The following is a 25,536-nucleotide window of genomic DNA, read 5'->3' on the forward strand; positions in this document are numbered from 1 at the left end:
CTCGTTATCAGTAACGAGGCATTTTTTTGTGTAAGAAGCGCGATGTATATCAGGGGAGTTCGATGTGCGCCATGAAGACCCTGATTTTAAACAAGAGTATATGAGTGAAACAGGCCCAGTATGGTTCACCAAGCCTGCGCACTCAATCGATGACCCATTTGGTTACGAAGCGTAATATTTGCAATGCCTCGTTATCAGTAACGAGGTTTATTTGACTAAAAAAACGCTGTTGCCAGTATCAAATAAAAAGCCCGCATGGTTATCCATTCGGGCTTTGTTTTTTAGAATCAATAAATCAGTGTTAGTCGATACTGATCAATTCAACATCAAAGATTAAGGTTGAGCCACCGCCAATCTTACCAGCACTACGATTACCGTAGGCAAGTTCACTTGGAATAAAGAAACGGGCTTTTTCGCCAACAACCATTAGCTGTACGCCTTCAGTCCAACCTTTAATCACACGGTTAAGCGGGAAGGCAATTGGCTCACCACGCTCAACTGAACTGTCAAATACACTGCCATCAATTAGGGTGCCATGATAATGCACGGTAACGGTATCGCTAGCCTTTGGATGTACTGTGCCAGTACCCGCTTCAAGTACTTGATACTGCAGGCCTGATACTGTGGTTGTTACGCCGTCTTCTAGTTTATTCTCGGCAAGGAATGCATTGCCTAAAGCGATATTTTCTTTGGCCGCTTTTTGGTTGTTCATTGAGGTAAAGAAGTAAAACACCACACATGCAATCACTACAACAGCTAAAACCACTTTCATTATTGAGACACCTTGTTTTGATTTGACCGCTAATAATAGCGAATCCCTCACCATAGGTAAATCTGAGCCAGCATTGTAAATATTAAGCCAAGTTGATATTTATCAGCTGCTGTTGCTCAGCGAAATAAACTAAGCCTGCACAGATGGTTATATTGCTAATAATGGCTAACCAAAGTATGACTTTAAAGCGACCTTTAGCTGATTTGTGTCTTAGCCATTGCTGCGCCAGTAATGCTCCTGGCCAACCGCCGAGTAAGCTTAATAGGTGCAATCTTGCTTCGCTTATGCGCCAGCTGTTGTTTCTGGCGGCACGTTTATCCCATACAAAGGTCAATAAAGTCATCAGACTGATTATGCTGATATACACAAATGGCCATAGCGGCAAAATTGCTAATGAGTAAGCCAGAGCGAATACTCCAATAAAGCTGACTGCGATAAGGAGTATTAGCGGGTTAGATGAGGTTTTGATTTTATCGGACGCTTTGGCCTTTTTGCCTTGAGCTATCTTTTTTGTAGCACTGGATTTGAGTAAGCGAGCATTTTCAGCATGCACTTTACCGCGTTTATTGAATAGGTCGAACTCTACTGAGTCACCTGCAACAGGTCTGAGCTTAGTATTAAATGCGGAGATATGGATAAATACCTGCTGTTTGAGATTATTGCAGCGGATAAAGCCAAAGCCTTTGGCATCATCCCAACTCTCTATAACACCGATTTGCGACATTTATGTTAGCTTTAATAGTGATTGATACGATAACAGAGTATATGCATTCAGCGAATGGGCCATGCGCAATGGTTCATGTGTGATGGCTCACCCGCGTTAGATATGTATCTAAGATTTAGGATAATTAACAAGACTCGTCTGAGCAGCACTCTTCTTGTAAAAACTGAATAAGCCCTTCTAAGCAATCAAACTGAGGAATGCAGTGTAATACTCGACCTTCACGGTGTTGTTTAACTAAACCTGCCGACATTAAGCTTGCTAGATGGTGCGATAGAGTTGAATTAGGGATCTGTAAGCTTTCTTGCAAATGCCCAACAGGCAAGCCTTTATGGCCAGCTTTAACTAAACATCTAAATAACGTCAGGCGGGTGGGGTGGCCTAGCTCTTTTAAAGCTTTTGCTGCAATTTCAGTATCCATATGCTAACTCTCAACCAATAAATATGTTTCTATAATAATCGAAATAATAGCAGGAATCCGCTAACCGACAAGTGATATTTTTATTAGCAAGTGACCATGCTTACTCTAGGTTGATATTTTCGCTGGTTTTTCAGAGATCCACAGCTTGATTGTTCCTTTCACAACCACTACGCCGTCGGTGTCATAAGCGTTAACTTCAACCAGCATATCACCGGGCACCCATTGCTCAGGTTTCACTTCGGCAATACAGGTGATATCGCTGCCAGCTTTAGCGGTATAATCAACACTCATGCCTTTAGGGATCCACCTTAAATGGTTAGGAATAGACGCTTCAGCCATCACACCCATCGCCATTTCTAGTCCGTTACAGATAGCAATCACATGTACAGTTTGGATGTGGTTATGTACCGCTTTACGTTTTTTGATTAAGCACACACAGCGATTCACATTTAATTCACTAATCATGGGTTTTACTGTTGCGAAATAAGGCGCCATACGGCTCACCATTTTTGAAAAAATCTTGTTGCCAAAAGGCAGCTTGGTGACTCGGTTATACAGTGACATGACTTTAGTGGGCTTATTATTAGTATTGCTCATCTGCTGTTTGTCCTTTGGTTATTCGCTGTTGTGAGCTTACGGCTCGTATCCTATTCAAAGTTGGAACTATAAATAGTCGTGCAACTGGTCGGATGAGGTTAACATTGAATTAACATTGATTGCTAGCATCGATTATTCTGTGTGCAGAAAATAAATACCAATCAGTATAAAGATTTGGTCGCTCAGCGAGAGTTTAGCGGCACTGAGACAAGGTCATTAAGTGCTCCTGCTTTAATGTCATTCGCTGCATCCATGCAGCTCGCAGCGAGTGAAGAGCATAGTTATTCTACGTTTAAGCTCGTTAACGCAGTATCAGAGCCGCTAAAACTCGCCATTCTGGAGCGTTTTTGGCTGCCTACTTCTTCGTTGAACAACTTCACAAGGGACTAACCATTCTTTCAGTTATTCGCCTTGAATTAGTTTGCCCAAAAAACGCTCTGAGTAGATCAACTTCTTATACTGATTGGTATAAACTGTATTTCATTTCTTTTTAGAGGAAGTGGCACGTATAATTTCGGCCGATTAAAACATCTCAGTAAATTAAGGAATAAAGTGAATTATTTAAAGACCTACCTCAAGGGGATGGCAATGGGCGCTGCAGATGTGGTCCCAGGTGTATCAGGCGGTACAATCGCATTTATCGCTGGGATTTTAGACCCACTGCTTGAAAGCATTAAGAAGATTAATCCGTCTTTATTTGGAGTGATTAAAGAAAAAGGCATTAAAGCGGCATTTATGCATATTAATGGTCCATTTCTAGTCTGTGTTTTTGGTGGGATCTTGACGAGTATTTTGACCTTAGCCAAGCTAATCACTTATTTACTCGACACTCATCCAATCCCTGTGTGGTCGTTCTTTTTTGGTTTAATTGTCATCTCAGTCATCCATATGCTTAAGCAGGTTAAAGGCATCACTTTCGCGCGTTTAGCTTTATTTGCTTTAGGCGTAGTGTTTGCTTGGGGCATCACCATGCTCAACCCAATTGCGCTTGAGATGACTTACTTAAATGTATTCTTAGGTGGCTGTATCGCGATTACAGCAATGATCTTACCCGGTATTTCTGGCAGTTTTATTTTGTTATTACTGGGCTTATATACCCCAGTAATCGGTGCGGTTAAAAACTTTGAATTGGGCATTATGGCAACATTTGCCGCGGGTGCTGCGATCGGTATCCTTTGTTTTAGCCATGTATTATCGGCGTTGCTGCGTAAGTTCCACGATGCAACGTTAGTCTTTTTAACCGGATTAATGCTGGGTACACTCGGTAAAATCTGGCCATGGAAAGAAGTACTGACTTTCCGTGAAAACTCTAAAGGCGAAATGGTACCACTTGATGAGCGTGTCTTGTCTCCTATGCAGTATGAGCAAATCACCGGTCAGCCATCACTACTGTTATATGCGGTTATTGCTATGTGCGGCGGTATTCTTCTGGTGTGGGGATTAGAGCGGTTTGCCAATAAAACACGATAAGCGTTTTATTCATTAATACATTGAAAAGTCAGTTCTAAACTGGCTTTTTTTATGTTTAAAAACAACTAGAAAGCGATTTGAATTTGGACTAAATTAAAACTTGTACAAAAAAGTGATCCTTGTACAAGTATGTGGCGTATTGAACATTCTATAAGGGAGTATTATGACTATGAGCCAATTTAATCCAGATAAAATCCAGATCGGTATTAGTGCCTGTTTACTCGGCGAGAAAGTGCGTTTTGACGGTGGTCATAAGGCTTCAAGTTATTGCCGCAAAGAGATAGCCGAACATTTCGATTATGTGCCAGTGTGTCCTGAAATGGCCATAGGCATGGGAGCGCCGCGTAAATCAATCCGTCTTGAAAAAGATGGCGATATTATCTTTGTCAAAAGTGCCGATGGTTCGGTTGATGTTACCGACAAACTCAATGAGTTTAGTGATAAAAAAGTCGCGCAGTTAGATTTCTTAGGAGGCTACATTTTATGTGCTAAGTCGCCAACCTGTGGCATGGAGCGAGTTACTGAGTACAAGTATGGCACTAACAATGGCTGGAAATCGGGCATTGGTGTTTATGCTCGAAAATTGATGGAGCGTTACCCGCTGCTTCCAGTTGAGGAAGAAGGGCGTTTACATGATCTACCTATCCGTGAAAACTTTTTCACCCGAGTTTATGCCTACCATGATTGGCACATGCTAAAAGCGTCAGGTTTAACCAAGAGTAATATTTTAGATTTCCACGCGCGCTACAAATACATGCTGATGGCACACAATCCAAAGTTATATCGCGAACTAGGCCCTTTGCTCGCGGATATGAGCGGCGATCTAGAAAAGATTGCAGACATTTATTTTACCGGCTTTATGCAGATCTTAAAGATTAAAGCGACCCGTAAAAATCACACAAGTGCGCTGCAGCATATCCAAGGTTATTTTAAAAAGCATTTATCAAGTCCGCAAAAAGCGGAACTTGCTGAATCAATCCTTAAATACAACCAAGGACTGCAACCAATCTTAGTGCCGATGACGCTGATTAACCATTATCTGCGTGAGTTTCCAACGCCTTACATTGAGAACCAAGTGTATCTTAACCCGCATCCTCAAGAGCTCAAGCTTCGTTATGCCTATTAGGCATATTGTTTGATTTCTGACGAGGAGTACTGCATGGATAAGGCTGAAGATGAAGCAATATGGTTAACTATTGGAGACGCTGCCCTGCGAACAGGGGTTAACCCGGTGACCTTAAGGGCTTGGCAAAGACGCTTTGGTTTAGTTGTCCCTAAACGAACCCCAAAAGGACACAGGTTATACGGCGAGTCTCATTTAGCCCAAATTGAAGAGATCCTGTTTTGGCTAAACCAAGGTGTGGCCATTAGCAAAGTGAAGCCACTGCTTAAAGCTTCGCAGACAAAAGCTGCGGTAAAGCCTTTAGCTAAACAAGCCTTAAGTGTAGAAGAGCAAAACCTTTGGTTAGATCATATTGAATATTTAAATCAATCTTGTCTCGATTTTAATGCCACCGCTCTCAACGGTAAGCTTACCGAGCTTTCAGGCCTGTATCCGTTTTCAGTACTAAAAAATGGTCTGTATTGGCCTTGGCTAAATGGACTCGAAGGCTTGCTACTGGGACGTCCCGATGCATCTAGTATTGAAACTTGGGTTGTTGAAGAATTGTCAGCTCGTGTCGCCAAACGGCGCTTGGCTCAACTGCAAGGCGACGCTCAAAAGCCTTCGTTGCTGGTTGATTTTCTGGGGGGGAAACCAAGCAATGCGTTGCTTGTTTCTGCCGAGTTATCTGCCTACCACGTTAATCATAACCTTATAAAAATCACCAATGTTAGTGAGCTAAGTTTTATCGTGCAGCGACTCAACTGTAGCCAAGTATTTTTAGTGGCGCAGCCACAATTAACTGCAACGCAAACCCAAGTATTACAAGAGTTTATTGCTAGTGCAAATGCTGACGTTTTTCTGGTTGGTAGTTACGCCAAAATGGTTAATCAAGCATTAGGAATGGCTCAATACGACATACCAAAACTCCTGATGCAGTGTGGCATTGGAACTCCAGCAAAAACCATAATCTCCAACGAAAATAACGCTATAAAAAATACCTCTCAAGAAATTGTCTCTGAAGAAGCTGAGGAAGGAAAACAAGATGCCAAATACTGACTCAACGAATGGCAATACGCTTGTGTGGTTTAGACATGATCTGCGCATTGATGATAACCAAAGTCTAGCGGCTGCTTGCCAGTATGCTACAGAGCATCAAGGCGTTGTGCGGGCAATATTCTTTGTTACGCCTGAGCAGTGGACATTACATGACGCCGCGCCCATTCAGTTAGACTTTATAGAAAGGCAGGTTAATCAACTTGCTATAGAGCTGGCAGAGCTTGGGATCCCGCTGGATATTTGTCACTCGGAAGACTTTGAGGCGATGCCTGCACTGCTGTCGAAATACATCAACTATTGGCAGATTGCTAAGGTGTTTGCCACTAGCGAGCCAGAGTGTAATGAGCAGCGTCGAGATCACGCCGTCATTGAGGCTGGAGTCGATCTTGAGCTTAGTCAGCAACATTGTTTTTTACCGCCTTTATCCGTGCTCAACTTGTCGGGTGAAATGTATAAGGTATTTACGCCTTTTGCTAAAAAGTGGCGTGAGATAGCAAAGCAAGCTCCAATCCAAACTTTAGCCCGCCCAGAGCCGATAGCTACGCCATTACCAATGCCAAACTATGTTGAGTTTGATTGCGAAAAATCCAGTAGCCGCCGCTGGCCGGTCGGTGAGCTGGCTGCACATGCCAAGCTACGTCAATTTGCAAAAGATAAAGTGGCAGATTATCAAGCGAGTCGAGATTTTCCTGCGATTGATGGCACTAGCCAGCTTTCAGCTTATCTCGCTGTAGGCATCATTAGTCCTCGTCAATGTTTGCAAGTGCTGTTAAGTCACTATCCTGATGCGTTAGTGCATGACGAAAGTCCTGGGCGCTGCTGGTTAAACGAATTGATTTGGCGTGAGTTTTATCGTCACTTGCTGGTGGCATTTCCCAAGTTATCTAAAAGTGCCAACTTTAATGCCTTGGCCGACCAAATCAAATGGCGCAATAACCCTCGGGAGTTTCAAGCTTGGTGTGAAGGTCGTACAGGGTACCCGTTAGTGGACGCTGCCATGCGACAGTTAAACCAAACGGGTTGGATGCATAATCGTCTACGTATGGTGACTGCGAGTTTTTTGACTAAACATTTGCTGGTCGACTGGCGCTGGGGCGAGCGCTATTTCAGACAAAAACTAATTGATGGCGACTTAGCGGCTAATAATGGTGGCTGGCAATGGTCAGCAGGAACAGGCTGTGATGCTCAGCCCTATTTTCGAGTATTTAATCCGATTTCACAGTGCGAAAAATTTGATCCAACCGGCGCATTTATCCGTACCTACTTACCAGAGCTTGAACAGGTAGATTTGAAGTTAATTCATAAGCTTAAAATACCCACTCAAGCACAACTTTTTGTTGAAACGGACTATGCTTCTCCTATAGTGGACCATAAGTTTGCCAGAATGCGCGCGATAGATGTTTTGTCAGCGATGAAGAAAGGAAGCGTCAATGCTCAGCAAGTACGTAGCGACAGTAGTGTGGATTTAGACAAGGAGATTTTCGGATGACAGCTAGCGCAGAACGATTAACCACAGACTTGTCATCTTTGAGTGAGACTCAAGGCGACTATGAGCCATCAAGTGACAAACCGTCGCAAGCACAAGTGATGCAGGAAAAAGCACTGATAGATAGCTTCATTCGTCTGTATCAACACCTCAATAAGGACAATTTGCACCTACTTGCTCAGGTTTACAGTAATGACATCGAATTTAGCGATCCGCTACATCATGTCTCAGGTCTACCCGCTCTAACCCATTATTTTGCCAATCTTTATCAGAATGTGGCGTCAATTGATTTTGATATTCATCAGGTTATCCATCAACAAGGTGCTGCAACCCTTAAGTGGACCATGGTATTTAGTCACTCGAAGCTCAATGCCGGCGAGGATATTACTGTTGAAGGCGTTAGCATTCTTGGGCTAAACAACAAAATTTATCAGCATCAGGACTTTTTCGACCTCGGAACCATGTTGTACGAACATATTCCTTTAGTAGGAAGCTTGGTCAAGCTAGTTAAGTCAAAGGCATCACGATGAATACCGCAAAATTAATCAGTAAGCAGCAAAATAGCGTACTTATCACAGGTGCTAGTTCCGGTATTGGTTTGCAGCTGGCTCAAGATTATATCGCTGAAGGCTGGCAGGTATTTGCTTGTGGTCGTAATCAGCAAGCCCTATCGCAGCTTAAAGGTGCTGAACAGTTGGTATTTGATATCACGGATAATGACGAGCTTAAAGCACAGGTTGCTATCGTCAAACTTAAGCTTTCTGCACCGCTAGATTTAGTGATTTTAAATGCCGGAAGTTGTGAGTATATCAATGACGCGGTTAACTTTGACGGCGAGCTGTTTGAGCGCGTGATCCGTACTAATCTTATTGCCATGGGCTACTGTTTATCGGCTTTCACGCCGCTCATTGCCAAGGGCGGTAGGCTGGCATTAATGGGGTCCAGCGCTGTGTATCTACCATTCCCTCGAGCAGAGGCTTATGGCGCCTCAAAGGCTGCAGTGCAGTATTTAGCATCGAGCTTAGCGATTGACTTGAAGCCCCATGACATTGGTGTCAGCGTTATCTGTCCTGGGTTTGTTAAAACGCCACTTACTGATAAAAATGATTTTGCAATGCCGATGCAGCAAAGTAGTGAACAGGCATCAAATGCAATTCGTAAAGGCTTGCATAAAGGCGTTAGAGAGATCCATTTTCCCAAGCGTTTCACTCTGTTATTGAAGTTTATTGCGTTACTACCACGTGGTATTTGGGAGCATTTAAGCGGTGCAAAAGAGCCTGATGACATTAGTCAGATTGAAGACGGTGCATTAGATTTACCCGTCAAAGAAAAGCTGCAAAGTAGCCAGTCAAAAAGCAATCAGCAACAACCTAAAGATAAAAAAGCCAGCACTAAAGAAAAACAAAAGGTGAGCCCATGAATATCGTTGAAAACAGCAAGCAGCGCAAAAGAATAGCGATTGTCGGTACCGGGATCTCAGGCTTAACTAGCGCACATATTTTATCGCAAAAACACGATGTCACTGTCTTTGAGGCCAATGACTACATAGGTGGACACACTGCTACAGTTGATGTGGAAGTGGCGGGTAAAGAGTACGCTATTGATACTGGCTTTATCGTGTTTAATGACCGTACTTATCCTAGATTTGAGCAGCTATTAGCGCGTCTTAACGTTAAGGCCTTAGCCACTGAGATGAGTTTTAGTGTGCACAATGCAACAACTGGGCTTGAGTATAACGGCAATACTTTATCTAGCCTTTTTGCACAAAAACGTAATTTATTCAGACCTAGATTCTGGTTGTTTATTCGGGAAATTTTACGTTTCAACAAGCTTTGTAAGCAGGCTTTTTCGGCGGATAACTATCAATACCAAACCTTGGGTGAACTGCTCGATACCGAAGGCTTTAGTGACTTCTTTAGTGAACATTATATTCTGCCAATGGGCGCTGCCATTTGGTCATCTAGTATTGACGATATGCGGGCTTTCTCACTGCGTTTCTTTATCCAGTTTTTTGAAAATCACGGCTTACTCAATATCGCAGATAGACCCCAGTGGTATGTGCTTGAGGGAGGCTCGCGAAGTTATATTCCTGACTTAATCGCTCCTTTTAAACAATCGATTCATTTAAACAGCCCAGTAACCGCCATTAAACGCACTAACAGCGGCGCGCAATTACAGATAAGCCAAGGTGAGTGGCAAGAGTTTGATGAAGTTGTTTTGGCTTGTCATAGCGACCAAGCACTGGCGATGTTACAAGACGCCACCGCCGACGAACAGCAAGTGCTGAGTAAGCTTGCCTATCAAAATAATGAAGTGGTGCTCCACACAGACGAAAGCTTAATGCCAAAGCGGCAAGCGGCTTGGGCAAGCTGGAACTATCGCCTAGATGGTAATACTCAGCGACAAGCTTCTGTGACTTATAACATGAACATTTTGCAGCGCCTGCCAGCTGGCACGCCAACATTTTGTGTGACGTTAAATCAATCTGAGTTGATCTCACCTGACAAGGTATTACGTACATTTAATTATGCGCATCCGGTTTTTAATGAGCAAAGCTTACAAGCTCAGTCACAACGACAATTAATCTCCGGTGTTAACCACACCCATTTTGCTGGGGCGTATTGGTATAACGGCTTTCATGAAGATGGTGTTCACAGTGCATTTGATGTGTGTGAAGCCTTTGGAATGCGTTTATGACACAAGCACCGTTAAAGGGTGAACCATTTGTTAGCGGCGTGTATAGCGGCAAGGTAATGCATCGCCGCTATAGCCCGACTAAGCACAGTTTCGATTATCAAATGGCAATGTTGGGCATCGATCTCGATGAGCTAGAACGATTAGAAGAGGTGAGTTGGGTATTTTCTTCAAAGGGTTTTGCGCCATTGCGATTTGAGCAAACAGATTATTTAGCAAACTGTGGCAAACAGCAGCAAGATTTAAAGACAAAAGTACTCAACAAAGCAGCAGAATTAGGTGCAGAAGCAGGCTGTAATCGCGTGGTATTTGTGGGGCAAGTTAGACACTTTGGCATCTATTTTAGCCCGATAAACTGCTTTTTTTGTTATCAGGGTGTTCAGCCTAAGTATTTATTGGCCGAGGTGAGTAACACGCCTTGGAATCAACGTCACTATTACTTGGTCAATCTTGAGCATACTCAGCCAACAGATAAAGTGTTTCATGTTTCGCCTTTTATGGATCTTGATATGAAATACGTTTGGCGAGTGAAAGCGCCAAGTAGTGAAGTGAGGGTAGGTATTGAGAACCGCAACACGCAGAAGTTATTTGATGCCAATTTATGTTTATTCAAACGTGAGATGAGCGCCAAAAGTTTGCAATCAATGCTGATTAGTTTTCCCTTGATGACGCTTAAAATCGTTCAGGGTATTTATTGGCAAGCACTTAAACTATTTATAAAACGTGTGCCTTTTGTTGGGCATCCAGGTAAGCCAGCGGAGAAAAGATAATGGAAAATATAACCACTAAAAATAATCTGGCCACAGAGCGTCTACCTGACAGTTTGGCGAGAAAGTTATTGCTCAGCGCATTGCCAGGCTTGGCTGAAGGCCATTTAAGCCTTATCGATGGTGATAAGAGTTATGAGTTTGGCCGTAAAGAGTCTGACTTACACGCCACGATAATCGTTAATAATCCCCGTTTTTATCGACAAATACTCTTATCTGGCTCGATTGGTGCGGGCGAAGCTTATATTCAAGCCCATTGGACCAGCCCTGACTTAACCAAAGTGGTGCAGCTATTTGCGCGCAATTTGCCGTTATTAGATAAGCTTGAGCAAAAGCTATCTTGGTTGACGGCGCCTTTTAGCCGCTTGACTCACCTGTTTAACCGAAATACAGAGGCTGGTTCTAAGCGTAATATCTTGGCCCACTATGATCTGGGCAATGAAATGTACCAGCAGTTTTTAGATAAAGAGATGCTGTATTCAAGTGCGCTTTATCCACACAGCGGTGCGTCTCTTGATGAGGCGCAGCAACACAAGTTAAAAACGATTTGTGAACGTCTAGATTTAACTCCTGGGCAAACTCTATTAGAGGTGGGAACTGGGTGGGGCGCGCTAGCTATTTACGCCGCTAAACATTACGGCGTTAACGTCACCACGACTACGATTTCTGATGCGCAATATGACTACGCGGTGGCTAGGGTGGCCGAAGAAGGGCTGCAAGATTCGGTGACTTTACTCAAAGATGACTACCGCATCTTAACCGGTGAATATGACCGCGTGGTGTCGATTGAAATGATTGAAGCGGTAGGGCACGAATACTTACCGGGATTTTTCAAAAAATTACAGAATTTGCTTAAGCCTAATGGCCGCTTATTGATCCAAGCCATCACTATTGCCGATCAACGTTACGACAGCTACCGCAAGGGGGCAGACTTTATTCAACGCTATATCTTCCCCGGTGGCTGTCTGCCTTCGGTGACACGTATGACCAATGAGCTTACTAAGCATACTGACTTTGTTACTTGGTCGGTTGATGATATGGGGCTTGATTATGCTAAAACGCTGAAAGACTGGCACGATAACTTTGATGCGGCGCTACCTAAGATAAAAGCGCTTGGTTACGGTGATGACTTTATTCGCATGTGGAAGTTCTACTTAAGCTACTGTGAAGGCGGCTTTTTGGAAAGAACCACCAGTACCGTGCATTTAGTCGCAGTGCGTCCACAATATCGCTTGCAGCATAATAGCTAGTCGAGAGTGTTCTGTGATTTCTGGAGTTAGCATGATGCCAAATCGCTTGGTTAAGTTTGCGCAGCAGCACTTGATAGTCATCAATCTGCTAATGTTTCAAGCGGTTTGGTGGCTATCTATCTTGTATTTAAACTCATCCTTGTGGCTGACTATACCGCTATTGTTGGTTCACTTTGGCTTGTCTAGCGAAGTGCGCCAGGATTTAAGCTTGATGCTTAAGGTCGCTATATTTGGATTTGCCTTCGATAGTGCCTTAATGTTAGCGGGGGTGTTTCAATTTCAGCAGTTTCCTTTTTGGCTGTTATTGATATGGTGCCACTTTGCTATTTCATTACGCTACAGTTTAGGCTTTGCCCATAAACTAAATTGGCAGTTTAATGCTTTGCTTGGCGGCATCTTTGGCTGTTTAAGTTACTTGGCAGGGGCGCGTTTTGAAGCGGTAGTGTTGCCGTTAGAATTATTCTACAGCGCATTGATCCTGTTCTTCGTTTGGCTCGTAATGTTTCCCATGTTTGTTAATGTTAGTCGGCCTCAGCTGTAGACCTAGCTGATGACGATAGGGATAAATTATGCGTGTTACATCATTTGTTCGCGTGGTAACTCTAGGTGCTGCAAAATTCATGATCAGTGTGCTGGCGATTCTGTTTGCGTCAACAGTTTCAGCTGAGGCGAAGATTGTTCAGCAGCTGATTGATGAATCGACACATATCGTTTCTTCATCGAGCGAGGGTGTTGACCTTCAAGCAACAAGTTCTCAAGTAGGCCCTTCAGAAGAGATGTCGACAACCTACAAGGCGCTATCTCAGTATCAGCCAGATGACTTTAAAGAAGTTGGTCGTGGAGAAATGCAATGGTGGTGGTTTGCACTGTATCGCGCCAAATTACTCACGTTAGACGGTGACTATAAGCAAGGCGAGTCACCGTTAGTGTTAGATATCGAATACTACCAAGATATTCCGAGTAAACGCTTAGTCGAAGCCACCTTAGATCAGTGGCAGCATTTAGGTGTGAGTGAACAGAACCAACAAAAATGGCTCGCTGCCATCAAGTCTATTTGGCCTGACGTGAGTGAGGGGGACAAGCTGACTCTACGAGTATTGGTCTCGGGTGTGAGCCAATTTTACTTTAATGGTGAACCGTTATCGGATCCGATGCCTAAAGGCTTTAGTGAAGACTTTTTAGCGATTTGGTTATCTGAATCAACCAGCCGTCCAGAACTGAGAAAACAATTATTAGGAGAGCTTGCATGCGACTGTTAATTAAGGTCAAACACGGTATGGCCGCAGTGGTGTTATTGTTGCTAACGGCCTGCTCAAGCTCCGATATTAATGATTATCAAGGTACAACGCCGGATCTTGATTTAAAGCAGTTCTTTGACGGAAAGCTCACAGCCCATGGCACAGTGCAAGACTACAGTGGCAAGGTCGTTAGGCGTTTTACTGTTGATATGCTGGCTAGTTGGCAAGGTAATCAAGGTGAAATTAAAGAGTGGTTTATTTACGATGACGGCGAAAAGCAAATAAGGATTTGGAACATCACCGATCTTGGTAACGGCAAATACTCTGGTACGGCAAATGATATTTTAGGCGAAGCGAAGGGGCAGGCTGTGGGCATGGCGCTGCAATGGGAATACGAGATGATGTTGCCTGTGGATGACACCGAGTACCAAGTGACCTTTGATGATTGGATGTTTTTAATCGATGACAACACGATAATCAATCGTAGTGACATTAATAAGTTCGGCATCACCATGGCTGAGGTCACCTTGGTGATATCTAAAGTTGAATAGTGAGCCGGTTTACTAAAAAGAATCAGTTCAAGGCTATATCAAACCTTGAACTGAATGGTCTTTTATAGCATTTATGATGTTTTGCGGCTGTTATCAACCTGCTTCTTATCGTAATACTCAAATGGAAATACATTTCTAATGCGCTGTGTCAGTGCATCACTGACATTCGCAGACACATGCAGGCGCACACCATTAAGTTTTTCAGCCCTAACCGTACAAGTCAGCTTATTTGATTTGGCAATGGAGCGGCACTCTTTGGCAAATTTGTCAGGAATCTTACCTTTGTGGGATGTGAGGCGACCATCCTTAAAGTGCATCTCAAACACTGTTAAACCTTTTTTACCGCTGAAAATCAGCTTGTAGATAATAAAAATGGCTATGGCGATAAAAATAATTTTAAGTAGGGTTGGGGTCATGCGCTTTCCTTTTCGTTAAATCACTTTAAGCCCTAAAGTTAAGATACTACTCAGGTTGATTATTTTAAAGAGGGCAATGTCGCGAGATTGGAATTTTTATTCTATCCACGTTACCTTAATGTGGAGGCGTTAAATGGATCAACGCTGCTAATAGTTAACATAAACGGTTAGGGAAAACACTTTATGCCGATATCGAATGCGCATCGCTGGCTTGAGATTTGTGAAAAACAAGCCAAACTCCTCGAAAACTTATCTGAAACTTTCCCCCAACGCCAAAGGCAGCATACGCAGCTGAGCCAAAGCTGGCGTAAAGTAGCGGCGGAAATTATTACAGAGCAACCGCTCAAATAGCGACAGTTCATAACGAGTGTGGCTAAAGTTTAATAGCCTTAGTTAGACAAGAGTTAGACAAGATATTATGGCCTTATCTAAATGGCTGAGAAATTTGATTTCTCAGCCATTTTTCTAGAAGACTTAGCAGTTTTTAATGGTGTTATCGGCGTATACTCTTTGACTACATTCATCTGGCTTAGCGGTAATAACAATGGCTCATTTTGTTGGTAAATATGAAGTTGAATTTAAGTATCGACTGAAGTCTAAAATCGATTTTTTACAAAAGCTTAAGCTGTTAGCCGTTGAAGTCATGCTTGAAGATAATGCAGAGTATGATTGCTACTTTGATATGCCGAGTAACACTTTGGGTACGCAACGTAAGAGTGTATGTATTCGAGAGATGCAGCCATCCGGCATTAAATTGTGGATCGTTAAAGGGCCTGAAAAGGATCGCTGCGAAGCGGTCGATATTAGCGACAGTGATAGAGCTAAAAGCATGCTGTTTACAATGGGATTTGAGCGGGTTTTAGAGTTACATAAGACTCGCAGTATCTACTTTTTAGGTGAGTTTCATATCACGGTTGATACCTTAGCTGGAGTCGGTGACTTTGCTGAGCTTGCCATCATGACTGATGACGAGGCCTCTCTTGCACGTTATAAGTCTGAATTACTGGCATTAGCAGCAAGCTTGGGGTTAACTCCTGATATGGAAGAGCACAATTCTTATCGTCAGTTGCAAGAAGCATTACAGGGTAGCTACTCGCAATGACCTGAGTTTGACGGTTTTGCAGGGTGAAGTTTACAGGAACAAATGCTCTTCTTAGGAGTCCTAATGGTTCGGCAACCTCAGTGTTGCAAGTATTTTTGTTGCCAGTTATCGAAAACTTACTGATTGTGTTATCAAATAAAGGAACGCCCATGCAGCTTAATGATATAAATTTGCTACGTCAGCAATGTTACATCAATGGTCAATGGTGTGATGCAAATAATCAAAGCACGATAGATATTGCTAACCCAGCAACTTTTGATGTCATAGGCTCTGTACCAGTCATGGGAGCAGATGAAACTAAAGCGGCAATTGATGCTGCTGAAGCAGCACTGCCTGCATGGCGGGCATTAACTGCAAAAGAGCGCAGTAGTAAGTTAACTCGTTGGTTTGAATTAGTGTTAGCGCACCAAGATGATTTAGCCTTGTTAATGACAACAGAGCAAGGAAAGCCGCTCGTCGAAGCTAAAGGAGAGGTTGCTTACGCGGCATCTTTTATTGAATGGTTTAGCGAAGAAGCCAAGCGTATATACGGCGACACAATTCCTGGTCACCAGGCTGATAAGCGCTTGATGGTAATTAAGCAAAGCGTTGGCGTAACGGCTGCCATTACACCTTGGAACTTTCCTGCAGCGATGATCACCCGTAAAGCCGCGCCGGCATTAGCCGCGGGCTGCACTATGGTGGTTAAGCCAGCACCGCAAACTCCTTTTACTGCTTTGGCTCTGGCTGAATTAGCCGAACGAGCTGGCATTCCTAAAGGCGTATTTAATGTGGTTACAGGTGATGCGGTAGCGATAGGTAATGAGCTATGTGCTAACCCCACTGTGCGTAAGTTATCGTTTACTGGCTCGACGCCAGTAGGGATAAAGCTGATGCAACAGTGCGCGCCTACACTTAAAAAAATGTCGCTCGAATTGGGGGGCAATGCGCCTTTTATCGTGTTCGATGATGCCGATATTGATGCCGCCGTTGAAGGTGCAATGATCGCAAAATATCGTAATGCTGGCCAAACTTGTGTCTGCGCTAATCGAATCTATGTGCAAGATAAAGTCTACGACGCGTTTGCTAGCAAGCTTGCTGCGGCAGTGGCTAAACTCAACATCGGAGTGGGAACTGAACCGGGTGTTACAACCGGCCCGCTTATTAATGCTGATGCCGTCGCTAAGGTGCAATCTCATCTAGATGATGCGTTATCAAAAGGCGCTAAGCTGCTTGCTGGCGGTAAGCTTGCCAGTATTGGCGGCCACTTTTTCGAGCCTACTATTATTACTGATGTCGATAAAACCATGTTGGTTGCTAAAGAAGAAACCTTCGGCCCATTAGCGCCACTGTTTAAGTTTTCTAATGTTGATGATGTTATCCAGCAGGCTAACGACACCGAGTTTGGCTTAGCGGCCTATTTTTATGGTCGCGATATCTCATTAGTCTGGAAAGTGGCCGAGGCATTAGAGTATGGCATGGTAGGTGTAAATACGGGATTAATCTCAACCGAGGTTGCTCCCTTTGGTGGCATCAAGTCATCGGGTCTGGGGCGTGAAGGCTCTAAGTTTGGGATTGAAGAGTACGTAGAGATGAAATATATCTGTATGTCGGTTTAATACGGTCATTGAATCATAGGGGCGAGCCAGCGCCCCTTAAGCTAAATCCATAAACCCAAACTAAGTTAAATAAATAGTTAGTGTCTTATTTAACAACTAATACTGGGCAGTGTGCTTTGTTAACGACCTTTTCTGCAGTATTTGGGTTCAGAAAATGGTTTAAGCCAGTACGTCCATGACTAGCTATCACTATCATGCCTGCATCCATATTTTTCGCGGTTACTAAGATCTGCTCTACAGGATGACCATGGCAAATAGCACTTTCAAAAGGGAAGTATTCATCCATAGAGTCAATGTACTGTTGCATTTCTATTGCGGCTTGTTTTTCCATTCTCTCGTTGAGCTCATCTTGCGTCTCTGCCAATACACGAGTGTGTTTATCGCCAAAGGGTTTGTCGACTACGTGTAAAAGACGGACGCCTACTTCATATAAGTTTGCCATTTCAATTGCGTAACTTATTGCATGTGATGCCGTTTCTGAAAAGTCAGTTGGGCAAAGGATTTGTTTGCTACGCATAACACCCTCCTATATCCCTAGTTTTGCTGTGTCGATAAAGGCTTTTATTGGCTTGTTTAGGGATTGATTGCTTACTTTAAATATAGGCGCTGTATTGCTGTGAGTAAATCAAGTTTGTGAATCGGCATAGTTGTTATTGAATACTGGTTGAGGCGTCCTTACCAAGGCTTTACTCGCATAAAAAAGCCCGCTATAGCGGACTTTATCAAACAGGTAGAGCTTAGGTTTTTATAAACACATTTTGCAGTCGTTTTATGGTTACGCCAAAAATGATGACGCAGCACTCAACAATAGCAATTCCCATTATTAAAGAAAATAGCGCGGGAACATGTCTTATAAAATCCATAAAAGACCTCTAATTTAGGTTTGATAAAGCTAATTTGAGTCATAAATATCCCATAGCTTGTCAGATATATACTTGATAAAAGTCACAAAAATATCAGCCTTAATTATTGTTAATTTTAGCTTTAGTGAGATCAATATCGCAGATGAAATGCGCTATTTCAGTAGGCATATTAATTTCGGTCAAAGGGCTGTCCAAGTCGGAAACATAATTATTGAACTCAATCGTTGTTCATTACGTACTAATTTATTAGGTGAATAATTGCGCAAATTGTGGCAATTCAATTTATACCGACTAGTTTCAATAAGGTGCACAAGAAGATAAGAGACTGCTTATGAACCGAATATCCCTACTATTAATACTACTATTTTGGACAACGGCTGCAGCCGCTGACTATGACCCCAGCTTTAAAATTGGCAAGGAGAAAGCCAAGGTTTGTATGACCTGCCACGGTGAAGATGGCATATCTACTATTGATCCTTACCCTAATTTACGTGGTCAAAAGATGGGGTATTTGATCTCCTCTTTAAAAGATTATCAATCCAGACAGCGCACCAGTGGTTTAGCTATTTTGATGCAACAGCAAGCTGACACACTTAGCGAACAGGATATGAAGGACATCTCCTACTATTACTCGGTTTTGGGCACGAAAAAAGAAGAGGAGTAGGGCATGCTAGTAGGCACTGATAACTATGATGTAAAAGTCGTTCGGTATTTTATTATTGCAGCACTTGGCTGGTCGATAGCGGGTATGTTTATTGGCGTGGTATTAGCCGCCCAGCTTTATTGGCCAGCACTTAATTTTGATTCTGAATATATTCAATTCGGCCGTCTACGTCCCCTGCACACATCTGGGGTGATATATGGCTTTGTGGTTAATATCTTGATGGGTACATCCTTGTATATTGTGCAGCGGACGGGTCAAACAAGGTTATTTAACAGAAGCCTGTCTTGGATGGTGTTTTGGGGCTGGCAACTGGTGCTTATGCTTGCGCTGATTAGTTTGCCGTTAGGTTATACGACCAGTAAAGAGTATGCGGAACTCGAGTGGCCAATAGACATCTTAATTGTCATTGTTTGGGTACTGTATGCAGTACTGTTTTTTGGCACTATCGCGAAACGAAAAGTACATCATATCTTTGTCGCTAATTGGTTTTTTGGTGCGTTTATCATCGTTATTGCACTGATTTTTATCCTCAATAATCTAGCCTTGCCCGCTTACTTTATGAAGTCGTACTCAGTGTTTGCAGGTGCCCAAGATGCCATTGTGCAGTGGTGGTGGGGCCACAACGCGGTAGGTTTCTTATTAACAGCTGGCATCATTGGTATGAACTATTACTTCATCCCCAAGATCTCTGAACGTCCTATCTATTCCTATCGCTTGTCGATTATTCATTTCTGGGGACTAGTCGGTTTCTATACTTGGGCGGGAACCCATCATCTGGTTTACTCATCAGTCCCTGTGTGGGTGCAAAACATCGGTATTGTTATGTCACTTATCTTGTGGCTACCCTCATGGGCAGGTGCATTTAATAGTGCGATGACGCTACTGCAGAATAAAGCCAAGTTGAAAACCGATTACATCATGTGGTTCTTTATGTCGGCTATTTTGTATTACTGCTTAGCGACATTCGAGGGACCATTGCTGGCAATCCGTTGGTTTAATATGTTAGCTCACAACACAGAATGGATTATTGGACATGTGCATTCCGCAGCGCTTGGCTGGGTGGGAATGTCAGGTATAGCAGTATTTTATTATTTCATTCCAAGGCTTTGGGGAAAGGACGGTCTCTGGTCGCAGCGATTACTTAAATGGCACTTTTGGTTAGCCCATCTAGGTGTTGCCCTATACGCTATTGCCTTGTGGGTTGCAGGGATTGGTGAAGGCTACATGTGGCTTGCTCAGCAAGAAAATGGCTCGCTTGTCTACAGTTTTGTTGAGGCTATGGACTTTAAAGCCCCTTGGTTGTTTGTACGTTTCTTTGGCGGTGCATGCTTTGTATTCGGTCTGCTATTGATGGCATTTAACTTATATAAGACGGTTACTGCAACTGAATTAGTGGAGGGTAGTAAAGATGCTTAGTAAAGACTTTACCCAATCTTTGGTGATCCTCATTGTCGCAACTGTGGTTGTCGCGAGTTTCTCAATTGTAGTGCTAATTGTACCGAACTTAGTACGTACTGACGAAATTAGGGCTAACTCGCTGGCTAAACCATTAACAGCAATTGAGGTGTCAGGGCGTGACGTTTATATCAGTGAAGGCTGTCATGTTTGCCATACACAAATGGTACGAAACATAGACCCTGAAGTTAAGCGTGATGGCAGAGCCAATAAAGAAGCAGACGATATCTACGAGTTTCCTAATTTGTGGGGGTCTAAACGCACAGGGCCTGACTTAACGAATCTGGGCCGAAAATACTCTGAGCAATGGCAGCGGATCCATCTAATAAATCCAAGACAGGTTGTACCGACATCATTAATGCCTGCTTATCCATGGTTATTTGAACAGGTGCTCACTGGAGATGAAATTGAAGCCAAAATGCGGGCGCTGCAAACATTAGGCGTTCCATACTCCGATAACGAGATTGAAAGAGCGAGACTTGCGGTTAGAGGCGTAAGTAAAGGGGAGGCTTTGGTTCAATATCTGCAAAGCTTAGGACAAGACACAGCCAGTGATCAGGAGCGTTAATATGACTGTTTTCTGGAATGTATGGGTCGTAGGATTCATCGTTATTTTTCTTAGTTTTATGGCGCTGGTTATTATTAAGTATTGGCGTGACAATCACAGTGCTGATGAACATAAAACCATTGATACCTTTGATGGCATTGATGAAAACGATGCGCCGCCTCCTAGATTGCTGTTTATTTCTTACCTAGTCGCATTTGTTATGTCAGTTATCTTCTTAGTTCTCTACCCGGGGTTAGGTAATTGGAATGGCTTAATGGGCTGGGTGCAAAGTGATGATGCTTTGAGCTCGCCTGTAACCGATTTAGAAATTGAAATGGCGCCATTAAATGATAAAAGTTTAATGGCGCTGGCTAAAAATAAAGTGATTACCAATAGCGGTGCATCATTATTTGAAACTCATTGTGCTGCTTGTCACCGCCGTAATGCGCAAGGGCAAAAACACTTTCCAAATCTGGTTGATAATGAGTGGCTTTATGGAGGCAGCGAGTCGGAGATTTTACATTCGATAGAAAAGGGGCGTCATGGTGCAATGCCAGGCTGGAAAGGTATTTTATCTGATGATCAAATAACTAAGATGGCTTATTACATTGCTTCACTGCAGCCTGAGCGACGTAATTTAAATGCACCACAGGTGAAGATTGATCTTGGTAAAGGCATATTTACTCAATATTGTGCCAGTTGTCATGGCGATGGCACGGTTGCCAATACGCAAATTGGTGCGCCCTTACTCAATGATGCCATTTGGCTGCATGGTGGCAGTATTGAAGAAATTAAACACACCATTGATTTCGGTCTAAATAATCTTATGCCTGGGTTTGAATCGCAGTTAAGTAATAACGAAATCTTAGCTGTTGGCGCTTATATAACTGAGCAGCGTCTAGAACGCGATGCGAGGTTAGCAGCACTTGATCCTGAAGCGGTTAAACGTGGTGAATATTTAGTTAATGCCGGTGATTGCGTCGCCTGTCACAGCTCAGAAGGTGGCGAGCGCTTTGCTGGTGGACTGCCATTTAAAACCCCATTTGGTACCGTATATTCAACCAATATCACCCCGCATGTGAGTGAAGGCATAGGCAGTGATGATTACGCCGATTTTAAGGCTGCCTTGTATGAGGGAAAGGGCCGTCATGGTTATCTCTACCCTGCAATGCCTTACACCTCGTATCAATATTTAAAAGAGCAAGACACTCAGGATTTGTGGAGTTATTTGCAGTCGATTACCGCAGTCGCGAGGCAAAATGATAAGAATGAGATGATCTTTCCATCGAATATTCGTACCGGACTATTGGGTTGGAACTTGGTCTTTATGGATACAGCGCCGCTATCTTATGAGGCTCCTAAGCATGTTGAATTAACTGAGCAAGAGTTAAAAGAGTGGCAACAGGGTAAGTATTGGGTGATGGGACTTGGTCATTGTAGCGAGTGTCATACGCCGCGTAATCTTGCTCAGGCCTTGATCCCTGAGAAGATATTCCAAGGTAATTTAATTGATGGCTGGAACGCGCCTGATATTAGCGCTAAAGAGCTTTATCAAGACCGCTGGGATATGGAGTCACTAACCGACTTTTTACATACCGGGCACTCTTCAAAAGGCTCTGCATTTGCTGGTATGGCTGATGTAGTGAAAAATAGCACGAGTTTAATGACGCGTGATGATATTAAAACCATCTCACGGTATTTGCTGGTGGGCGATGAATACAACACCATTCCAGCAGATACACAGCAACTGAACCCAACGGGTTTTACCCAAGAAGCTTATGCTGATAAGCAATTCAATGCTTATTCATTGTATGCAGAGACTTGTGGGGCTTGTCATGGTGAAGACGGTAAAGGACGAGATCCGATTGCACCAACTCTGCTAAATAACGGCATCATTATGCACAGTGATCCGTTTAATACAATTGCTGTGACAATACGTGGGCTGTCACCGACCTACTTAGATGAAGAACGTAATTTTATGCCGATGACCAGCTTCCAAAATGTATTGACGGATACTGAGCTGGCAAATCTTATTAGCTTCGTTCGTTACTATTTAGGTGATAGAAAAGAGCCGGTTACAGCTGAGCAGGTTAAAGCGGTTCGTAGGCAATTAGAGAAAGCTGGCTTTGCAGGCAATCTGCATACCACGCCTGATATGTATGACCATAGAGACGGTGATATTAGTATCGACTAATCTCAGGACAGTTTTATGCCATATTTAAAGCCTACACTGTGTAGGCTTTTTTATTTTAGGACTAGACAGAGGCTCGTTTGAGCTTAAATCATTTAGGTTGTGGGGAATGTATCCGTAGCCTTGAACTGCATGAATTGATGACGATTACGGCTTTTGTTTCGACAGTCAAATTACAGGCATGAAAAAGCCGCTTAAATTTCTTTAAGCGGCTTATCAAAATTGGTGGCCCCTCACAGACTTGAACTGTGGACCTGACGATTATGAGTCGTATGCTCTAACCAACTGAGCTAAGGGGCCGACTTAAGATAGTCGTCACTATCGAAAGCGGAAAGAAGTATACGAGGTTTGTAACTGCTTGTCACCAGCGATTTTGCTAAAAACTGCTTATAACAGCACGACTGCCTATCTGTTAATCAATATTGCGTTAGTTTTTATATTAGCAGTTAAACTGAATAGAACTTTTGCGGTTAATTCAGAAATTTAGCATTGAATAAGAAAGGTCTAAACTTGATTCGTAAGAATGTTTAATACAGCTGATTTTGTTTACCAACATTAATTTTAAGCAAAAAAAAGCTGCCGATTCGGCAGCTTTTCTATTTGAGATGCCATGTAAAACGGCTACTCAATATCAATAACTAGACTACTCGTCTAAGAATGACTTTAAGATCTCTGAGCGAGAAGGGTGACGTAACTTACGTAGCGCTTTAGCTTCAATCTGACGAATACGTTCACGTGTTACGTCAAACTGCTTACCCACTTCTTCTAGCGTGTGGTCAGTGTTCATGTCGATACCGAAACGCATACGCAGTACCTTAGCTTCACGAGCTGTAAGACCTGCTAGTACTTCGTGAGTCGCGTTCTTCAAGCTTTCGCCTGTCGCTGAATCAAGAGGTAGTTCAAGCGTCGTATCTTCAATAAAGTCACCTAAGTGCGAATCTTCATCGTCACCAATAGGCGTTTCCATTGAGATAGGCTCTTTAGCAATCTTAAGTACCTTACGGATCTTATCTTCAGGCATTAACATGCGCTCTGCCAACTCTTCAGGAGAAGGCTCACGTCCCATCTCTTGCAGCATTTGACGAGAGATACGGTTAAGCTTGTTGATCGTTTCAATCATATGTACTGGGATACGGATCGTTCTTGCTTGGTCAGCAATAGAGCGAGTGATCGCCTGACGGATCCACCAAGTTGCATAGGTCGAGAACTTATAACCACGACGGTATTCGAACTTATCTACCGCTTTCATCAGACCGATGTTACCTTCCTGAATTAGATCCAAGAATTGTAGACCACGGTTGGTGTACTTTTTCGCGATAGAAATTACTAGACGTAAGTTCGCTTCAACCATCTCTTTCTTCGCACGACGAGCTTTCGCTTCACCGATAGACATACGACGGTTGATATCTTTAATAGCACCAATAGCAAGACCTGTTTCTGTCTCGATTGCGTCAAGCTTTGCACGGCAACGTTGAACATCAAATTCAACCATTTGTAGACCTTCTACATATGGTTTACCTGATGCTAACTCGTCGTTGAACCACTCGATGCTGCTTTCGTTGCTAGTGTATACTTTGACGAAGTTTTTCTTCGGCATTTTGGCTTGTTCAACACAAAGCTTCATGATCAAACGTTCTTGAACACGGACTTTGTCCATCATAGAGCGCATGTTCTTAACTAAGCGGTCGAACTGCTTAGGCATCAAACGGAACTCTTTGAAGATCTCGCCAATTTCAAATAGTGCTACAGTCGACTCTGGGTGACCACGACCTTTGTCAGCGATAATTCTTAATGCATTTTCGTGAGCTAGACGAAGTGTTGTGAACTTCTCTTTAGCTTCTTCAGGATCCGGACCTTTTGGACCTTCCTCTTCCTCTGCATCATCGTCATCATCATCGTCATCGTCATCTTCATCATCTAAATCATCATCAGATAATTCTGAACCAACGTGAGTCGCTGTTGGAGCGACATCTTCTGCATTTGGATCGACAAATCCAGAGATAATGTCAGAAAGTCTGACTTCTTCAGCTTCGTAACGGTCGTATTGCTCAAGGATCATGGCAATCGCTTGCGGATATTCCGCAACCGATGCTTGAACCGTGTTGATGCCTTCTTCGATACGCTTAGCGATAACAATCTCGCCTTCACGGGTTAGAAGTTCAACGGTACCCATTTCACGCATATACATACGTACTGGGTCGGTAGTACGACCTAATTCAGCTTCTACTGTTGCAAGTGCAGCAGCAGCTTCTTCTGCAGCATCATCATCGGTGCTGTCTTCAGACATCATGATTTCATCAGCATCCGGAGCCTGTTCATAGACTCGAATACCCATGTCATTGATCATCTGGATAATATCTTCAATCTGGTCAGAATCGACCATGTCTGCAGGTAAGTGATCGTTCACTTCTGCATAGGTTAAGTAACCTTGCTCTTTACCTTTGGCGAGCAACAATTTAAGTTGCGACTGCGGAGTATGATCCATAGATATCATCCAAGTTGGGAATACAGTTAAAACGACGGGCAAAAAACAGCCACGCAAGTCGTCAATTATAGCCTTCGGCGCTTGTCT

26 protein-coding genes and 1 tRNA gene are annotated in these 25,536 nt (G+C 43.2%); 19 read left to right on the forward strand and 8 right to left on the reverse strand.

The window, feature by feature from the left end; all coding sequences use genetic code 11:
* Positions 1–301 precede the first annotated feature (301 nt).
* From AB4298_RS07685 to AB4298_RS07700, 4 genes are all read right to left on the reverse strand, one after another.
* A complete protein-coding gene (locus AB4298_RS07685) occupies positions 302–772 on the reverse strand; it encodes an FKBP-type peptidyl-prolyl cis-trans isomerase (protein ID WP_371986241.1) in 471 nt (156 codons plus the stop codon).
* Between the two features lie 82 nt (positions 773–854).
* Positions 855–1,496 carry a DUF1294 domain-containing protein gene (locus tag AB4298_RS07690; RefSeq protein ID WP_371986243.1) on the reverse strand — a complete coding sequence of 214 codons (642 nt, stop codon included), beginning with the start codon at positions 1,494–1,496 and terminating at the stop codon, positions 855–857.
* 124 nt (positions 1,497–1,620) lie between these two features.
* Entirely contained in the window at positions 1,621–1,914 is a 294-nt protein-coding gene (locus AB4298_RS07695; RefSeq protein ID WP_248997660.1) for an ArsR/SmtB family transcription factor, read from the reverse strand.
* 105 nt (positions 1,915–2,019) lie between these two features.
* Positions 2,020–2,511 (reverse strand): hotdog fold domain-containing protein, encoded by a 492-nt coding sequence (locus AB4298_RS07700; RefSeq protein WP_371986244.1) that lies wholly within the window; start codon positions 2,509–2,511, stop codon positions 2,020–2,022.
* 552 nt (positions 2,512–3,063) lie between these two features.
* On the opposite strand from AB4298_RS07700, the gene AB4298_RS07705 reads away from it, so the two are divergent.
* The 12 genes from AB4298_RS07705 to AB4298_RS07760 all read left to right on the forward strand — a co-directional run bounded on the left by AB4298_RS07705 (position 3,064) and on the right by AB4298_RS07760 (position 14,128).
* Positions 3,064–3,981: a polyprenyl-phosphate transporter gene (locus AB4298_RS07705; protein ID WP_371986246.1), complete on the forward strand. Its 918-nt coding sequence runs from the start codon at positions 3,064–3,066 to the stop codon at positions 3,979–3,981.
* Between the two features lie 169 nt (positions 3,982–4,150).
* Positions 4,151–5,107, forward strand: coding sequence for a YbgA family protein (locus AB4298_RS07710; protein ID WP_371986248.1), 957 nt, complete (start codon positions 4,151–4,153; stop codon positions 5,105–5,107).
* A 33-nt stretch (positions 5,108–5,140) separates the two neighbouring features.
* Positions 5,141–6,142: a MerR family transcriptional regulator gene (locus AB4298_RS07715; protein WP_371986249.1), complete on the forward strand. Its 1,002-nt coding sequence runs from the start codon at positions 5,141–5,143 to the stop codon at positions 6,140–6,142.
* Positions 6,129–7,631, forward strand: a complete 1,503-nt coding sequence (gene phrB, locus AB4298_RS07720; protein ID WP_371986250.1) for a deoxyribodipyrimidine photo-lyase — start codon at positions 6,129–6,131, stop codon at positions 7,629–7,631. The genes AB4298_RS07715 and phrB overlap by 14 nt, the downstream gene beginning before the upstream one ends.
* The gene (locus AB4298_RS07725; protein WP_371986251.1) at positions 7,628–8,158 is read left to right on the forward strand and encodes a nuclear transport factor 2 family protein; all 531 of its coding nucleotides are present in this window, start codon (positions 7,628–7,630) and stop codon (positions 8,156–8,158) included. The genes phrB and AB4298_RS07725 overlap by 4 nt, the downstream gene beginning before the upstream one ends.
* Positions 8,155–9,048: an SDR family NAD(P)-dependent oxidoreductase gene (locus tag AB4298_RS07730; protein ID WP_371986252.1), complete on the forward strand. Its 894-nt coding sequence runs from the start codon at positions 8,155–8,157 to the stop codon at positions 9,046–9,048. The genes AB4298_RS07725 and AB4298_RS07730 overlap by 4 nt, the downstream gene beginning before the upstream one ends.
* Complete coding sequence (locus AB4298_RS07735) at positions 9,045–10,325, forward strand: NAD(P)/FAD-dependent oxidoreductase (RefSeq protein ID WP_248997652.1); 1,281 nt, start codon at positions 9,045–9,047, stop codon at positions 10,323–10,325. The genes AB4298_RS07730 and AB4298_RS07735 overlap by 4 nt, the downstream gene beginning before the upstream one ends.
* Complete coding sequence (locus AB4298_RS07740; protein WP_371986253.1) at positions 10,322–11,092, forward strand: DUF1365 domain-containing protein; 771 nt, start codon at positions 10,322–10,324, stop codon at positions 11,090–11,092. The genes AB4298_RS07735 and AB4298_RS07740 overlap by 4 nt, the downstream gene beginning before the upstream one ends.
* Positions 11,092–12,339 (forward strand): class I SAM-dependent methyltransferase, encoded by a 1,248-nt coding sequence (locus AB4298_RS07745; protein WP_371986254.1) that lies wholly within the window; start codon positions 11,092–11,094, stop codon positions 12,337–12,339. Before AB4298_RS07740 ends, AB4298_RS07745 begins: the two co-directional genes overlap by 1 nt.
* Before the next feature lie 31 nt (positions 12,340–12,370).
* Complete coding sequence (locus tag AB4298_RS07750; protein ID WP_248997649.1) at positions 12,371–12,880, forward strand: DUF2878 domain-containing protein; 510 nt, start codon at positions 12,371–12,373, stop codon at positions 12,878–12,880.
* Between the two features lie 28 nt (positions 12,881–12,908).
* Positions 12,909–13,598 carry a chalcone isomerase family protein gene (locus tag AB4298_RS07755; protein ID WP_371986255.1) on the forward strand — a complete coding sequence of 230 codons (690 nt, stop codon included), beginning with the start codon at positions 12,909–12,911 and terminating at the stop codon, positions 13,596–13,598.
* On the forward strand, positions 13,586–14,128 hold the full coding sequence (locus AB4298_RS07760; protein WP_371986256.1) for a DUF3833 domain-containing protein: 543 nt from the start codon (positions 13,586–13,588) through the stop codon (positions 14,126–14,128). Before AB4298_RS07755 ends, AB4298_RS07760 begins: the two co-directional genes overlap by 13 nt.
* A 71-nt stretch (positions 14,129–14,199) precedes the next feature.
* Here AB4298_RS07760 and AB4298_RS07765 read toward each other — a convergent pair whose 3' ends face one another.
* Positions 14,200–14,544 carry a DUF3634 family protein gene (locus AB4298_RS07765; protein WP_248997646.1) on the reverse strand — a complete coding sequence of 115 codons (345 nt, stop codon included), beginning with the start codon at positions 14,542–14,544 and terminating at the stop codon, positions 14,200–14,202.
* Positions 14,545–14,727: 183 nt separating this feature from the next.
* Between AB4298_RS07765 and AB4298_RS07770 the strand changes: the two genes are divergently transcribed.
* The 3 genes from AB4298_RS07770 to gabD all read left to right on the forward strand — a co-directional run bounded on the left by AB4298_RS07770 (position 14,728) and on the right by gabD (position 17,244).
* Positions 14,728–14,895 carry a hypothetical protein gene (locus AB4298_RS07770; RefSeq protein ID WP_248997645.1) on the forward strand — a complete coding sequence of 56 codons (168 nt, stop codon included), beginning with the start codon at positions 14,728–14,730 and terminating at the stop codon, positions 14,893–14,895.
* A 193-nt stretch (positions 14,896–15,088) separates the two neighbouring features.
* Positions 15,089–15,646 carry a class IV adenylate cyclase gene (gene cyaB / locus AB4298_RS07775; RefSeq protein WP_248997644.1) on the forward strand — a complete coding sequence of 186 codons (558 nt, stop codon included), beginning with the start codon at positions 15,089–15,091 and terminating at the stop codon, positions 15,644–15,646.
* A gap of 149 nt (positions 15,647–15,795) precedes the next feature.
* Positions 15,796–17,244 (forward strand): NADP-dependent succinate-semialdehyde dehydrogenase, encoded by a 1,449-nt coding sequence (gene gabD, locus AB4298_RS07780; protein ID WP_371986257.1) that lies wholly within the window; start codon positions 15,796–15,798, stop codon positions 17,242–17,244.
* 85 nt (positions 17,245–17,329) lie between these two features.
* On the opposite strand, the gene AB4298_RS07785 is transcribed toward gabD, so the two are convergent.
* Complete coding sequence (locus tag AB4298_RS07785) at positions 17,330–17,761, reverse strand: universal stress protein (protein WP_371986259.1); 432 nt, start codon at positions 17,759–17,761, stop codon at positions 17,330–17,332.
* 677 nt (positions 17,762–18,438) lie between these two features.
* On the opposite strand from AB4298_RS07785, the gene AB4298_RS07790 reads away from it, so the two are divergent.
* Genes AB4298_RS07790 through AB4298_RS07805 form a run of 4 tightly spaced genes read left to right on the forward strand, consistent with a single transcriptional unit; the run spans position 18,439 to position 22,967 of the window.
* The gene (locus tag AB4298_RS07790; RefSeq protein ID WP_220779443.1) at positions 18,439–18,771 is read left to right on the forward strand and encodes a c-type cytochrome; all 333 of its coding nucleotides are present in this window, start codon (positions 18,439–18,441) and stop codon (positions 18,769–18,771) included.
* Between the two features lie 3 nt (positions 18,772–18,774).
* Entirely contained in the window at positions 18,775–20,187 is a 1,413-nt protein-coding gene (gene ccoN / locus AB4298_RS07795; protein WP_220779445.1) for a cytochrome-c oxidase, cbb3-type subunit I, read from the forward strand.
* Positions 20,180–20,794 (forward strand): cbb3-type cytochrome c oxidase subunit II, encoded by a 615-nt coding sequence (locus AB4298_RS07800; RefSeq protein ID WP_220779447.1) that lies wholly within the window; start codon positions 20,180–20,182, stop codon positions 20,792–20,794. The genes ccoN and AB4298_RS07800 overlap by 8 nt, the downstream gene beginning before the upstream one ends.
* 1 nt (position 20,795) lies before the next feature.
* On the forward strand, positions 20,796–22,967 hold the full coding sequence (locus AB4298_RS07805) for a c-type cytochrome (protein WP_371986262.1): 2,172 nt from the start codon (positions 20,796–20,798) through the stop codon (positions 22,965–22,967).
* 220 nt (positions 22,968–23,187) lie between these two features.
* Here AB4298_RS07805 and AB4298_RS07810 read toward each other — a convergent pair.
* Together AB4298_RS07810 and rpoD are read right to left on the reverse strand one after the other, a co-directional pair.
* Positions 23,188–23,264: transfer RNA gene (locus tag AB4298_RS07810), tRNA-Ile, on the reverse strand.
* Positions 23,265–23,607: 343 nt separating this feature from the next.
* Positions 23,608–25,449: an RNA polymerase sigma factor RpoD gene (rpoD, locus tag AB4298_RS07815; RefSeq protein WP_248997639.1), complete on the reverse strand. Its 1,842-nt coding sequence runs from the start codon at positions 25,447–25,449 to the stop codon at positions 23,608–23,610.
* Positions 25,450–25,536 lie beyond the last annotated feature (87 nt).

It is taken from the genome of Shewanella sp. 10N.261.52.F9 (genome assembly GCF_041471165.1).
Classification (GTDB): Bacteria; Pseudomonadota; Gammaproteobacteria; order Enterobacterales; family Shewanellaceae; genus Shewanella; species Shewanella marinintestina.

Excerpts from the sequence above, each read along its gene's own strand:
- AB4298_RS07760 (WP_371986256.1), top strand. The coding sequence starts at position 13,586 with ATGCGACTGTTAATTAAGGTCAAACACGGTATGGCCGCAGTGGTGTTA.
- AB4298_RS07740 (WP_371986253.1), top strand. The coding sequence starts at position 10,322 with ATGACACAAGCACCGTTAAAGGGTGAACCATTTGTTAGCGGCGTGTAT.
- cyaB (WP_248997644.1), top strand. The coding sequence starts at position 15,089 with ATGGCTCATTTTGTTGGTAAATATGAAGTTGAATTTAAGTATCGACTG.
- AB4298_RS07785 (WP_371986259.1), bottom strand. The coding sequence starts at position 17,761 with ATGCGTAGCAAACAAATCCTTTGCCCAACTGACTTTTCAGAAACGGCA.
- AB4298_RS07735 (WP_248997652.1), top strand. The coding sequence starts at position 9,045 with ATGAATATCGTTGAAAACAGCAAGCAGCGCAAAAGAATAGCGATTGTC.
- AB4298_RS07800 (WP_220779447.1), top strand. The coding sequence starts at position 20,180 with ATGCTTAGTAAAGACTTTACCCAATCTTTGGTGATCCTCATTGTCGCA.
- AB4298_RS07715 (WP_371986249.1), top strand. The coding sequence starts at position 5,141 with ATGGATAAGGCTGAAGATGAAGCAATATGGTTAACTATTGGAGACGCT.
- AB4298_RS07700 (WP_371986244.1), bottom strand. The coding sequence starts at position 2,511 with ATGAGCAATACTAATAATAAGCCCACTAAAGTCATGTCACTGTATAAC.
- AB4298_RS07725 (WP_371986251.1), top strand. The coding sequence starts at position 7,628 with ATGACAGCTAGCGCAGAACGATTAACCACAGACTTGTCATCTTTGAGT.
- gabD (WP_371986257.1), top strand. The coding sequence starts at position 15,796 with ATGCAGCTTAATGATATAAATTTGCTACGTCAGCAATGTTACATCAAT.
- AB4298_RS07690 (WP_371986243.1), bottom strand. The coding sequence starts at position 1,496 with ATGTCGCAAATCGGTGTTATAGAGAGTTGGGATGATGCCAAAGGCTTT.
- AB4298_RS07765 (WP_248997646.1), bottom strand. The coding sequence starts at position 14,544 with ATGACCCCAACCCTACTTAAAATTATTTTTATCGCCATAGCCATTTTT.
- AB4298_RS07730 (WP_371986252.1), top strand. The coding sequence starts at position 8,155 with ATGAATACCGCAAAATTAATCAGTAAGCAGCAAAATAGCGTACTTATC.
- AB4298_RS07745 (WP_371986254.1), top strand. The coding sequence starts at position 11,092 with ATGGAAAATATAACCACTAAAAATAATCTGGCCACAGAGCGTCTACCT.
- ccoN (WP_220779445.1), top strand. The coding sequence starts at position 18,775 with ATGCTAGTAGGCACTGATAACTATGATGTAAAAGTCGTTCGGTATTTT.
- AB4298_RS07805 (WP_371986262.1), top strand. The coding sequence starts at position 20,796 with ATGACTGTTTTCTGGAATGTATGGGTCGTAGGATTCATCGTTATTTTT.
- AB4298_RS07790 (WP_220779443.1), top strand. The coding sequence starts at position 18,439 with ATGAACCGAATATCCCTACTATTAATACTACTATTTTGGACAACGGCT.
- AB4298_RS07755 (WP_371986255.1), top strand. The coding sequence starts at position 12,909 with ATGCGTGTTACATCATTTGTTCGCGTGGTAACTCTAGGTGCTGCAAAA.
- AB4298_RS07685 (WP_371986241.1), bottom strand. The coding sequence starts at position 772 with ATGAAAGTGGTTTTAGCTGTTGTAGTGATTGCATGTGTGGTGTTTTAC.
- AB4298_RS07750 (WP_248997649.1), top strand. The coding sequence starts at position 12,371 with ATGATGCCAAATCGCTTGGTTAAGTTTGCGCAGCAGCACTTGATAGTC.
- phrB (WP_371986250.1), top strand. The coding sequence starts at position 6,129 with ATGCCAAATACTGACTCAACGAATGGCAATACGCTTGTGTGGTTTAGA.
- AB4298_RS07695 (WP_248997660.1), bottom strand. The coding sequence starts at position 1,914 with ATGGATACTGAAATTGCAGCAAAAGCTTTAAAAGAGCTAGGCCACCCC.
- AB4298_RS07710 (WP_371986248.1), top strand. The coding sequence starts at position 4,151 with ATGAGCCAATTTAATCCAGATAAAATCCAGATCGGTATTAGTGCCTGT.
- AB4298_RS07770 (WP_248997645.1), top strand. The coding sequence starts at position 14,728 with ATGCCGATATCGAATGCGCATCGCTGGCTTGAGATTTGTGAAAAACAA.
- rpoD (WP_248997639.1), bottom strand. The coding sequence starts at position 25,449 with ATGGATCATACTCCGCAGTCGCAACTTAAATTGTTGCTCGCCAAAGGT.